The 12,537-nt window shown below is 36.6% G+C and carries 8 protein-coding genes and 1 tRNA gene; 2 read left to right on the top strand and 7 right to left on the bottom strand.

The annotated features are described in order from the left end of the window. Nucleotides 1–124: 124 nt before the first annotated feature. The 6 genes from F975_RS03105 to F975_RS03080 form a co-directional block, all read right to left on the bottom strand. Nucleotides 125–1,753, bottom strand: coding sequence for a type I restriction-modification system subunit M (locus F975_RS03105; RefSeq protein WP_004750072.1), 1,629 nt, complete (start codon nucleotides 1,751–1,753; stop codon nucleotides 125–127). Beyond that, nucleotides 1,750–2,952, bottom strand: coding sequence for an AAA family ATPase (locus F975_RS03100; protein WP_004750071.1), 1,203 nt, complete (start codon nucleotides 2,950–2,952; stop codon nucleotides 1,750–1,752). The genes F975_RS03105 and F975_RS03100 overlap by 4 nt, the downstream gene beginning before the upstream one ends. After that, entirely contained in the window at nucleotides 2,949–4,283 is a 1,335-nt protein-coding gene (locus F975_RS03095) for a restriction endonuclease subunit S (protein WP_004750070.1), read from the bottom strand. Before F975_RS03095 ends, F975_RS03100 begins: the two co-directional genes overlap by 4 nt. Further along, complete coding sequence (locus tag F975_RS03090; protein WP_004750069.1) at nucleotides 4,273–7,305, bottom strand: type I restriction endonuclease subunit R; 3,033 nt, start codon at nucleotides 7,303–7,305, stop codon at nucleotides 4,273–4,275. Before F975_RS03090 ends, F975_RS03095 begins: the two co-directional genes overlap by 11 nt. Before the next feature lie 169 nt (nucleotides 7,306–7,474). Then, nucleotides 7,475–8,677 carry a tyrosine-type recombinase/integrase gene (locus tag F975_RS03085; RefSeq protein ID WP_004750068.1) on the bottom strand — a complete coding sequence of 401 codons (1,203 nt, stop codon included), beginning with the start codon at nucleotides 8,675–8,677 and terminating at the stop codon, nucleotides 7,475–7,477. 182 nt (nucleotides 8,678–8,859) lie between these two features. Further along, nucleotides 8,860–8,949, bottom strand: a tRNA-Ser gene (locus tag F975_RS03080). Nucleotides 8,950–9,067: 118 nt separating this feature from the next. Between F975_RS03080 and F975_RS03075 the strand changes: the two genes are divergently transcribed. Then, a complete protein-coding gene (locus F975_RS03075; RefSeq protein WP_004750067.1) occupies nucleotides 9,068–10,948 on the top strand; it encodes a potassium transporter Kup in 1,881 nt (626 codons plus the stop codon). Nucleotides 10,949–10,996: 48 nt separating this feature from the next. Here the strand turns inward: F975_RS03075 and F975_RS03070 are convergent, their stop codons facing one another. Next, a complete protein-coding gene (locus tag F975_RS03070; protein WP_004750066.1) occupies nucleotides 10,997–11,266 on the bottom strand; it encodes a hypothetical protein in 270 nt (89 codons plus the stop codon). Nucleotides 11,267–11,519: 253 nt separating this feature from the next. Between F975_RS03070 and F975_RS03065 the strand changes: the two genes are divergently transcribed. Then, nucleotides 11,520–12,533 (top strand): DNA/RNA non-specific endonuclease, encoded by a 1,014-nt coding sequence (locus F975_RS03065; RefSeq protein WP_004750063.1) that lies wholly within the window; start codon nucleotides 11,520–11,522, stop codon nucleotides 12,531–12,533. Nucleotides 12,534–12,537 lie beyond the last annotated feature (4 nt).

The following is a 12,537-nucleotide window of genomic DNA, read 5'->3' as shown; positions in this document are numbered from 1 at the left end:
AAAGATCAGCTGTTATTTATATTGTTTTAACAGTTTGTTCTGGGATTTGAATAGGTAATATCAAATATGGCGTCTACTAAAAATTGATGTAGACGCCATATATAAGTCACTATAGAAAGTAGACTTAAGGAAGTTCAGATAATCCCAGTTCCTTTAAAAACTTATTATGTTTATCTCTAGACTGTTTGATTTGCTTAGCAAGTGACTGTAACTGTTGATTTGTTACTTGTAGATCAATTTGCTCTTCTGGTTCTGAAGTACTAATATATCGAGAAATATTAAGGTTATAATCATTCTTATTCTTAATTTCATCCAGACTTACACGTCTAGCATAACGCTCTTCTTCTTTACGATATTGATAAGTATCTACAATTTTCTCAATATCCTCATCACGTAAGCGATTTTGTTTTTTGCTTGGTTCGAAGTAATCAGCAGCATTGATGAATAAAACATCATCAAATTTTTTACAACGCTTTAAGACTAGGATACATACAGGAATACCAGTAGAAAAAAATAGATTGGCTGGTAGTCCAATCACAGTATCAATATATCCATCATTAAGCAATTTTTGTCGAATTTGCTTTTCGGCACCGCTACGAAATAACACGCCATGTGGCAAGATAATTGCCATTACGCCATCTTCTGCTAAAAAGTGAAATCCATGAAGCAAAAATGCAAAATCAGCAGCAGATTTTGGAGCTAAACCATAATCTTTAAAACGAAAGTCTTTTGCAAGAGCTTCTGTTGTATCCCACCTTAAGCTGAATGGTGGATTTGCCACAATTGCATTAAAAGTAATTTTTTTAGATGGGTTTAGCTCGCTTAAAATGTCCCAATCATTGGTTAAAGTGTCACCATGAAAAATTTCAAATTCAGTATCTTTTACACCATGCAACAGCATGTTCATACGTGCTAAGTTATAGGTTGTGATATTTTTTTCTTGACCGTAAATTTTACCAATTTTGCCGCCATGCTCTTTTGCTTGTTGGCGTACATTGAGTAATAGTGAACCAGAACCACATGCAAAGTCCATAATTCGTTCTAAAGTCTTCTTATAACCAGTACTAGGGTCTTGGCTATCTAAAGTCACGATACGAGATAAGATCGTTGATATAGGCTGAGGAGTATAAAACTCACCCGCTTTTTTTCCTGAACCAGAGGCAAATTGTGCAATGAGATATTCATAAGCATCACCTAAAGTATCATTATTAGTTGAAAAATCTACAAGTTTTTCTTCGATACTACTAATAACTGAGCAGAGTTTTTCATTGCGATTTTTATATTCTTTGCCTAGTTTTTCTGAATTGAGATTAATTTCAGAGAACAAGCCATTAAAATTACGAGCGAAAGATTGTTCTTCAATATACTTAAAACCCGAGTTTAGCGTTTTAAGTAAGTCACTATGTTGTGTGCGAGCAAGTTCGGCAATATTACTCCAAAGAAACTCAGGTTTAATAACATAATGGATTAAACTTCTCATCGTATCTTCAAAGTCATCTACATCATTAGGATTGTTAGCATACCAAATGCTTAAAGCTGTTTGCTTAATTGTTCCATTATCATTCTTGACTGGTTTTGGATAATCTGAACCAAGCTCTTTTGCTACAGATTCTTCATAGTTTGATGATAAATAACGTAAAAATAGAAAAGATAACATGTAATCCCGAAAATCGTCGGCATTCATTGAGCCACGAAGTTTGTTCGCAATATCCCAAAGCAAGGCGCCAAGTTTTTGCTGTTCCTGTTCGGTCATGTTTGAATTTCCTGTGGTGTATCTGTTTGAGGAGATATGGAGGTAGTTGGCTGAACCACTTCCCCAATATTTGGTAACTGAAATGGATAGCGTTGTAAAAAAGCATCTAAAATATTTTTGAACAACTGCTGGTTATCTAATCCCATAGCTTGAGGTTCATATACTGAATACTTACCATGACTCAATAGGTTTAATGCACGAGAAAAAAGAGCTTCATTTTCAATACCACTGACACAGCTTGAAAAATCTTCAAAGCCAAAGAAAGAAGCTGTTTTTTCCATAATGCTACGTAGAATATTAAAATGATAAGTGTAAAGTCTGCAAGGATTCGCATCTGAAGCATCTTTTAATTCTTTTAACATTGCGACATGATAAAAAAATGGTGTATCACCTGTACTCTGTAGTTGATACTCATTGGTATGCTTATTTTTGTATAAAAAATAGCATTTATGCTTATGCTTTTTAAGCTCATTATTCATGATATTAAAAAATAAACCATGATGTGTTGAAATCACGACTTTAATTTTATCTTCACAAGTGCGGAGTAACTTAGCGAGATCACTCGCTAAAGCAATCACATTGTTTTCATCGAGTGAGGAAATGGGATCATCAATATAAATATATTTTACCCAGTCATATGCTTCCTGTTGATCAATAGCTAGCTCACAGATAGCTAAGAATACACACCAGATGAATAAATTTTCCTCACCACGAGATACTTTAATATCATCTACTATCTGAGTCGTTGGTTCTGTTTGTCCTCGATCCTTGACGGATTCGATTCTTGAAAACGATACTGCCCAATTTTGATAATCTATACGAAAGTCAAAATCTGCATATTTTTTTAAATGCACATAAATTTTTTCTTCTAATGCAAGTTCTTGAAAACCTGAAAAAAATCTTGAATCGCTGTTTAGATTTAATTTACGGTTAGTATCACTAGCCAAATCATTATCCCAGCGGAATAAATCTTCAGTAAAAGCATTAAAATACAGAGTGTCACGGCTTATGGTTGGATTATTCCCTCGGCGTCGAATCTTCCCTTTCTCTTTAAACTCCATGGATAGGCGAGTTTTACCTGTACCATTATAGGCATAAATGAGTGAAAAATTATTCGCTCCACTATCTAAGTCATTTCTTAAACAGGTAACTAGTCTGCTTAGTGTTGTAAATTTTTTAATATTTCTAATCGAATTCATGCAGAAGTTTCCTCAAGCACAGGAAATAGTTGTTGCATTAAGCCTTTTTTATGCGTTTTAAGTTGGTCAATATATTCACTTTGATTAGTAATTACTTCATCTAACGATGTTAAACATGAAGCTATTTTTTCTTGCTCTACGTGAGATGGAAGCATCACATTGATAGATAAGAAACTATCAGTCGAAATGTTATAACGACCAGCTCTAGCGCCTTCATTTATAATTTGTCTAATTTCACTCTCATGACTTTTAGATTCGAAAAAGTATTCCCAGAAAATAGGATTTTGGTTTTTCTCAAAGCGGAAACATTTGTAGATAGGTGAGACAATTCCTTCTTCATAAAGAGAAAGTCGTTTAATAGTCCCGTAGGTCGAGTTCTTGGTAATTCTATCGTTATATACAAAATCATTTTTTTGTAAAACAATATATTTATCCGTATTATCTCCAGCTATTTTTTTCTGGAAATAATCTACTTGTGAAACTAAACCATATTCATTAGATAGTGATAAGACCAATATTTTATTTTGGTCTGTATTTTTTTTCTTAACAGGTTTGGCTATCTTTGATAGTTTTATATTTTCCCATTCTTCACTAAACTCATCAAACCGCAATGATGGTAAGCTTTCCCCATTTTTTGGAAAGAGTTGTTGTAGTAAACCATCTTTATGTTGTTTATAGGCTTCAAGTTTACTTGATTCATTTTGTATCAATTCATCTAGTGATGATAAGCAAGCTGCGATTTTCTGTTGTTCGGCTTTTGATTTGGGAAAGTAAATTTGGATATTTGCTAATCTAGTGCCAGAAATACCCAGTACTTTAGTTCCTTGAGCTTCTTTTTGAATTTGTTCTCGAATGCTTGTAGAGTTAAATAAAAAACCTGCAAAGCCAGTAATTATCTCGTGATTAATTTTTCGAGCTAATAAGGTATGAGTACCAGATAAAACTTTTTCATTGTTCAGATTAATGATTTCAATATGTTTTCCAACATCTTTTAAATCTTCCGAGGCATCTGCAAAAACTAAGTCTCCTTCTTTACAGTAATTCTCATCAGAAATTCTTTTTAAATTGACACTTTGATTAACAAAAGGGACGTTCTCTTTTTCTAAATTGAATAATGTTGAAAATTTAGTATGAATATCCCCATAGTGTATATTTTTGACACTACCTGTTTCATAGTTTAAAAAATCTCTTGAAAAGGTGTTGGTAGTTTTGAACTCATACAACGAGTTAAATGGTTTTATTTCCCATTCTTCATCATTGTCAAATTCAGTAAAACGTAATTTCGGCACATTTTTTACTTCATCACTTTCAATTAATTGATTATTTGACATGTGCGTCCCATCCAGATATTTCACGCCCATTGGCACGTTTTTGCATTGGCTCGGTTAAATCTTGTATTAAAGCTTTACGAGTTTTACTACGCTCTTTCCAGCCTAACTCTAGTGGAGAAAGTAACTCATGCAACAAATCATTGTCTAAAATCATGCGTGCGAGCGTAGCATCCACAAATAATTTTAATGCCTCAATCTCTAGACCATATTTCTCAGCAATGTCATCAATCTCATGATCAATTTTCTCACGTTTAAATTGCTCATAACCTTGTTTGATGTCAGCTTCGTTTAAACCTTCCCCCATTTTTAAACTATAAACATAGTCAGCAATGTCATCTGCATCATCAACAAACTTGGCATCACTTTTAATGAGGTTGATTAGTTCTTCACGGGTCATATTCTGCTGTTCAGGCGTTGCATGACTGTAATCACTGATTAGTTTCATGATGTAATCATAATCAATCATTGCAGAGTTAAATAAGACGAACTCAAAATCGACTTGTTGGATTTCATCATTTTGCTGATTATCTGGTTTGTCTTGCTGAGCTTTAAAGCGCTTAGCGGTTTCTAGATAAACCGACTGAAAACTACGCAACTCATCTTTAGGCATAATCGCTTGAATAGACTCTGCTTGTTGCTCACTTAAATCTGTGTATTGGCTTAGTTGAGTTTGAAGTCTTTGTATTTCTTTAAATTTATTGATAAATTCAGCTTTTGCTGTATCACCTTGAAGATTAATAACTTCTTCTGGTAGAGGGGCTAAGCCTTTAGATTGCATAAAGTTATCTAAATGTTGCTTCGCTACAGCTAATTTTGCAATCACTTGTGATGCAGATTCAACTAACCATATTTCTTTTGCATCATCCTCTTCATTTAAATCTGAAAATAATTTCACCGCCTCATTCACTGCGGACTCTAAACCACGAAAATCAATCACAGTCCCATAAGGTTTTGAATCATTTAATACCCGATTAGTACGAGAAAAGGCTTGAATCAACCCATGATATTTCAGATTTTTATCAACATATAACGTGTTTAAATATTTTGAATCGAATCCAGTCAAAAGCATATCGACGACAATGGTAATATCGATCTTTTTTGATTGAGGTGTAGCGTCACTATTTGGATACTTTTGATCTTTAATACGTTGTTGAACATCCTGATAATAATTATCAAATTGAGCCAAACTATGATTTGTGCCAAACTGCGTATTGTAGTCACTGATGATCGCTGTTAAAGCCTGTTTTTTCTCATTGGGTTTTTCTTTGTTATTTGCTTGCTCAGTTGGTAGGTCTTCCGATAATTGTTTGACATCGGCATCACCTTCAGCAGGCGGAGAGAATACACATGCAATATTGAGTATTGGATAGTCTGAATTACTTTCTAATAACTCAGCTTGCTTTGCTTTGAATAAATGATAGTAACTAATCGCATCATTAATTGAACTTGTAGCGAAAATCGCATTAAATTTACGCTCATGAGTTGCATGATGGTGTTTATTCAAAATGGCATCAACAATTTTTGCTTGTGTAGTTGGATCACCAACACGAGCTGTAATAGGTTTGTCTTGATCGACCTGAGTTGCTCGGAAATATTCAATATTAAACTTTAAGACATTTTGATCTTCAATCGCATGAGTAATGGTGTAGGCATGTAACCTTTGCTGAAAAATGTCTTTTGTTTCAGCATAACTTGCTTCTTGCCCATCTATCCGTTGTACAGTTGCATTATCCTTGAAGATAGGCGTTCCCGTAAAACCAAAGAGTTGAGAGTTTGGAAAAAAGCTTTTGATTGCCTGATGGTTTTCGCCAAATTGTGATCGATGGCATTCGTCAAAAATAATCGCAATACGTTTATCTTGCAGGGGTTTAAGTTGTTCCTTGAAGCTTGGATATTTTGAACGTGTATTTTTGTTCGTTTTCGATTTGTCACTTGCTGGTGAGTCACTTAAAGCTAATGCCAGCTTCTGAATCGTAGTAACAATTACTTTATTACTATGGTTTGTAGAGAGTAATCGACGTACTAAAGATGCTGTATTGGTATTTTCTTCAACACAACCATCTTGGAATTTATTGAATTCTTCGCGGGTTTGACGATCTAAATCTTTGCGATCAACCACAAATAAGCATTTTTCAATGTCAGGATTATCTTTAAGCAAGGTCGATGCTTTAAAGGAAGTCAGTGTCTTTCCACTACCTGTCGTATGCCAAATATAGCCATTCCCACGGTTCTGCTTAATACTTTCAATAATCGCTTCGACTGCATAAATCTGATATGGTCTCATGATCAGTATTTTTTGTTCTGTCGCAACGAGAACCATATAGCGACTGATCATCTTACCTAGCTTGCATTTATTTAAAAATTTATCAGCAAATTTATGCAAATTATTTACTTTTTTATTATCATCATCAGCCCAATGGTAGATAGGTAAAAACTGTTCATCCGCATTAAAGTTAAAATGTTGAGGCTGATTGTTACTGAAATACATTGTTTCTTTTTGATTTGTAACGATAAACAACTGCATAAATGCAAAGAGAGTATTGGTGTAACCATTGCCAGTATCATTTTTATAATCAATGATTTGTTGCATGGCTCGGCGTGGAGAAATATCGAGAGTTTTTAGCTCGATCTGAACCAAAGGTAAACCATTAACTAGAATAATCACATCGTAACGATGATGGCTATTTCTTGTATTTAGGCGAAATTGTCGGATAACCTCAAAGTCATTTTTACACCAGTCTTTGGTATTAACTAATGTGTAATACAAGGGAGTGCCATCTTCCCGATCAAAAACATGTTGTTCACGCAAACGTTGAGCGCACGCAAATACATCAGCACTAATATTTTCTTCTAACAGTCGTTGAAATTCATTGTCAGTAAGTTGTACTTGATTTAATTCATTGAATTTTTCACGAAAATTAGCATTCAGTGAATCTATGTCAGTAATGTTTTTATTGGTATATTTTAACTCGAGCAACTTTTCAATCAGCGCATCTTCGAGATTATTTTCTGAGCTGGTCATATCACTCCATAATGAAAACAAGGCTATTTTACTGATAGCTTATTTTAAAAGCGCTATCATACGATAATTTAATCGATTTAAGTCATATGTAAAAATATACGATAGCCGTCAGGATAAAATATGTGCGATATATTTCATTTGATGTTGAAGGCTTATTGGGGGGCGCAATTTAGTCTTGATATGAAATAAGTTTTGGTAAAGGCACAATTTTATTTCTCAAACTATCAATAAAATCAGACCATTCCTGCATCATCTTAATGCGGTAATCTAAATGTTGAGCATGGTTGTAAGCCTGAGATACTGCATTACCGACACGATGAGCTAATTGAATTTCAATCGCATCATGCATGTAGCCTTTTTCATGAAGTGTGGTTGAGGCAAGCCCACGAAACCCGTGACCCGTCATCTTGCCATTATAGCCCATAGTGCGAATGACACAGAGTAATGCATTGCTGCTCATTGGTTTGGCTGTGCTGTGATTATAGAAAACGTATTGCTTGTTGCCTGTGAGTGGGTATAATCCTTCAATTAATTCAACGGCTTGTTTGGATAATGGAACAATATGGGGTTGAGCCATTTTCATTTTTTCAGCAGGAATACGCCATAATTTAGTTTCAAAATCAATTTCGTTCCATTCCATCATTCTAAGTTCAGCAGTCCGTACAAAAGTTAACGTCATAAGCTGAATGGCAGTCTTGATCATTGGATTGCCATGATAGCGATCCATGCGTTCAAGAAATGGAGGAAATTCTGAAATATCCAAACGAGCCATATGCTTAACTTTTCGAGGCTTTAAGGCTTCTTGTAAATGGGGTGTTGGGTCATTTTCAATAATTCCTTTACGAATTGCGAAACGGAAAATTCGACCTGCTAAAGGAATTGAACGTTTCGCCATTTCCTGTGCGCCTCGTTCTTCGATTTTTTTGGCACAGGCAAGTATGTCTTTACCTTTGATTTGATCAATAGGCATTTTGCCCAAAGCAGGGAATAGGTCTTTTTCAAATACGGATAAATCTCGTAAATAAGTTGTTTCTTTAATAACTGCTTTGCGATCTTCCATCCATTCCATTGCGAGTGATTTGAAAAGTAAACTTTCGTCTGCTTGTTGCAGACGATCATTCTTTACAGCATTCGGATCAATGTTTTTATAAATCTGAATGCGTGCTTCATCACGGGCACGGCGAGCTTGAGCAAGTGAAATTTCAGGATAGCTTCCAATAGTTAAAGTGCTTTCTCGATCATTAAATCGATACTTGTAGCGCCAGAATCTTCCACCCGCAGGTGTAACCTCTAAGTATAGTGATTTTTCATCAGAATAACGCTTTCTCTTTTCAAGTGGTTTTATTTTTCTTACCTGAGCATCTGTAAGCATTTTGGGCTGAATCCATACAAATTGGGGGACGAAAAATAGTATAACTAATTTATCCCCCAATTGCCCCCCAATTTATGGGGGATTGTTTTGGATGCGGCAGGATTCTCTGAAACATAAAAAAGGCTTAAATCCTTTATATTTAAGCCTTTTAATATCCTGTGGAGCGTTGCAGGAATGAAATTTGGCGGTGAGAGAGGGATTCGAACCCTCGATACGCGCAAACGTATACACACTTTCCAGGCGTGCTCCTTCAGCCACTCGGACACCTCACCAAGGCGTGCGATAGTAACTAAAAAAAAGCAGGCTGCCAAGATTTAATCGCCGCTTTACAGAAAAAATTTTATTTAAATGTTAAGATTGCATCAAAAATCATCTTGGTTTAATTATGCAATGCAAACTATGACCCAAAAGGCAAGATTGCCCGCGATGGCTCTCGCAGCGCTCGGAGTCGTTTTTGGTGACATTGGTACCAGCCCACTCTATGCCCTAAAAGAATCTTTTCATGAGGCACATGGACTTGGCATTAGCCCTGCAAATGTCTTGGGTATTTTGTCGATCATTTTTTGGTGTTTAACGCTGATTATTAGCATTAAATATGTAGCAATCGTCATGCGCGTCGATAACAATGGTGAAGGCGGCATTATGGCATTGCTTGCTTTGAACCTGCGTAAAGCAAAAATTGCTGATAATAAAAAAATCTATCTTATTGCAATCGGTTTTGTTGGAGCATCCCTATTTTTTGGTGATGGAATTATTACCCCAGCCATTTCAGTGCTTTCGGCAGTAGAGGGTTTATCCATCGCAACCGATGTTTTTGACCCTTATATTATGCCCATTGCAATTGTGATTGTGGTGATACTGTTTTTAGTCCAAAAACATGGCACAGCATTTGTTGGTAAACTTTTTGGACCGCTCACTCTGATTTGGTTTCTGGCTATTGGTATTTTTGGGATCATGAGTATTGCCAAAACACCACTCGTCTTGGGAATGTTTAGCCCACATTGGGCAGTTGAATTCATTTTTACCAACCCTGTGATGTCTTTTTTTGTTATGGGTGCAGTGGTATTGACAGTGACAGGTGGCGAAGCCTTATATGCAGATATGGGGCACTTTGGTCGTACGCCAATTCGCTTCGCGTGGTTTGGTGTAGTTTTACCTTGTCTATTGTTGAACTATGCAGGTCAAGGGGCCTTATTGCTACGTAATCCAAGTGCAATTGAGAACCCATTTTTCTTGCTTGTACCTTCATGGGCATTGTACCCAATGATTATTTTGGCCGCTATTGCAGCCGTCATTGCTTCACAAGCGGTAATTTCAGGTGTGTTTTCTTTGGCGCGTCAGGCTGTGCAACTGGGATATTTACCGCGGTTTGGTATTAAGCATACTTCCGAATCAGAAGAGGGGCAGATTTATGTACCTTTTCTGAACTGGTTGTTACTGATAGCCATCATTATTCTGATTCTGATTTTTAAAACCAGTTCGAACTTGGCAAGCGCTTACGGTTTGGCAGTAACCCTGACTATGCTGTGCGATACCTTGCTGATTGGCGTATTTATCTTTTATGCGTGGAAATGGAGTGCACCGAAACTGCTGTTGTTAATCACGCCATTTTTGGTTTTGGATATTGTGCTGGTCGCTGCAACTTCGCTGAAAATTGTATCAGGTGGTTGGGTTCCATTATTGATTGGTGGGATTGCCTTTGGCATTTTGATGACCTGGAAACGTGGTCGTGAATTAATGTTTGCTAAACTCGAACATGATACTTTACCGATTGATTTATTTGTTAAAAGTATTGGTTCAGATACTGTGCATTGGGTACAGGGTGATGCGGTATTCCTGACTGGAACACCAAATGTTGTGCCGCATGCCATGCTGCATAATATTAAGCACAATAAAGTACTGCATGAACGTAATATTCTGATTACTGTGATGGTTCAGGATGTCCCATATGTTGCACAGAAAGAACGCATTTTAGTTGAAACTCTAACTGAGCATTTTTACCGTATTCAAGTTTTCTATGGTTTTAAAGATGAGCCGAATGTACCGCGTGATTTGAAACAAGCCTATGAAGAACTTGGCTTTGAGTATGATCTCATGCAGATTAGCTTCTTTATTTCGCGAGATCGTGTGGTACATAAAGTTGGAGATGGCATGTCTCCTTGGCGAGAAAAGCTATTTATTTCTATGCAACGCAATACCAGTCCCGTCAGTGATTTCTATCAAATTCCAACCAATCGCGTGGTTGAGTTAGGTGGGCAAATCGAAATCTAGCCATAAAAAAACCAAGGTTCAAACCTTGGTTTTTTATTTTTTAATTACTTATTGGGCTGGTGTAGATACAGGTGTATCTGGAGTTGCGGCAGGGCTATTGTTATGATCTGCTGCAGGTTGTGGCGTAGGAACAGGTGTATATTTGCCACTGCTCATTAAGTCTGCTAATGATCCTGGTTGACCATTTACAGTTGTATTGACTTTAACTTGAGACAGGCTTTCTAGAGTCTCGCCTGGTTGTACAGCAGGCTCTGCAAACGCAGCAGTTGCTGTGAACATTCCCATAAATAACCCAATGCTAACGAAAATATTACGCATACCCGAACTCCAATACTAGAAAATTGTGTGATTTTTAATCTGAATTAACAATCCCATAGATTGGGATTACCCGCAACTAAGTATACGGAATATCAATAAATTATAGGTATAAGTGTAGTATAACCACAACAAACTGTTACGTAAAAAGCAACTGACAATCTGATGAGTATAAGGATTAGTCATTTGAAAGAAACCACATATACTTTCTAAAATGAGCTTGCTAAGCTGTTTTTAGTGCTCAAGGATAATCAATATGACTCAAAAACTTAACCATAGTATTCAAGGACTCGTTTTGTTATGTGCAGCTGCTGCGACAGGCACTGTTTTTGCACAAGACTCATGCTTATCTCAATTTTATCAGCAGACCCCGCCTGCACTGGTTAAGCAAAGTTTGAATAAAAATACTTTTCCTTTGTGTTTCAATGGTTTTGCTTTGGTCTATTCTGGCGTATCTAAAACACCTTTATGGAGTGCCGAGCATCTGACCGCAGTACGTTTAAGTCAAAAAATTAAACGTGAAGATCAGTTTCATGAAGAAGAACAAATTCCAGAGCAGTTTCGCTCCACGTTGGCAGATTATCGCGCTTCAGGTTATGACCGTGGACATATGTCTCCAAATGCAGACATGCCAGATAAAGCTTCGCAACATGACAGTTTTTCTTTAGCCAATATGGTGCCACAAGCGCCAAAAAATAATCAGGAAGTTTGGCGTAAGCTTGAAGAAGCCACCCGCAGCTTGGTCAAAAAACAAAAACAGGATGCCTATGTGGTGACAGGGCCGATCTTTGCAGGTCAACGCCTAAAAACGATTGGAAAGGGCAAAGTGATTGTCCCGAGTGTGGTGTTTAAAGCGGTATATATGCCGAAGACAGGAGTGATCAGTGCTTACTATGCTCCAAATAATAACTCTCAAGAAGTGCAGGTTGTCAGTGTTTGTCAGATTGAACAGCAAACAGGCTTAAATTTATTTCCACAGCTTTCTGTAGAAACTAAACGCAAAATTTATGATTTGCCACTCACCACCAGTGATGTTCAGGCAGGTCATGTTCCTGCGCTGGTTGGAACAGATCAAAATAGCCAATGTGCTACACCATCAGCATCATCGGACATTCGTTCATTACAGCAGTCTTTTGGTAATGCTGTGCAACAAGTAACGCAAGATATTGAAAAAACTGTGAATCAAGAGAAAGATAACTTTATCAAAAAGTTATTCAAAGCATTGCTTGATAGTGTATTGGAGTTTTTATTAAAGTTGTTTAAATCTTAACCCC

The organism is Acinetobacter brisouisimilis, from assembly GCF_000368265.1.
In the GTDB taxonomy this organism is placed as follows: Bacteria; Pseudomonadota; Gammaproteobacteria; order Pseudomonadales; family Moraxellaceae; genus Acinetobacter.
The sequence above is the reverse complement of the archived record's forward strand: the minus strand, read 5'-3'. Positions and strand labels throughout refer to the sequence as shown.

What these genes read in the sequence shown, in the direction of transcription:
- F975_RS03105 (WP_004750072.1), bottom strand. Translation starts at nt 1,753, where the DNA reads ATGACCGAACAGGAACAGCAAAAACTTGGCGCCTTGCTTTGGGATATT.
- F975_RS03100 (WP_004750071.1), bottom strand. Translation starts at nt 2,952, where the DNA reads ATGAATTCGATTAGAAATATTAAAAAATTTACAACACTAAGCAGACTA.
- F975_RS03095 (WP_004750070.1), bottom strand. Translation starts at nt 4,283, where the DNA reads ATGTCAAATAATCAATTAATTGAAAGTGATGAAGTAAAAAATGTGCCG.
- F975_RS03090 (WP_004750069.1), bottom strand. Translation starts at nt 7,305, where the DNA reads ATGACCAGCTCAGAAAATAATCTCGAAGATGCGCTGATTGAAAAGTTG.
- F975_RS03085 (WP_004750068.1), bottom strand. Translation starts at nt 8,677, where the DNA reads ATGCTTACAGATGCTCAGGTAAGAAAAATAAAACCACTTGAAAAGAGA.
- F975_RS03075 (WP_004750067.1), top strand. Translation starts at nt 9,068, where the DNA reads ATGCAAACTATGACCCAAAAGGCAAGATTGCCCGCGATGGCTCTCGCA.
- F975_RS03070 (WP_004750066.1), bottom strand. Translation starts at nt 11,266, where the DNA reads ATGCGTAATATTTTCGTTAGCATTGGGTTATTTATGGGAATGTTCACA.
- F975_RS03065 (WP_004750063.1), top strand. Translation starts at nt 11,520, where the DNA reads ATGACTCAAAAACTTAACCATAGTATTCAAGGACTCGTTTTGTTATGT.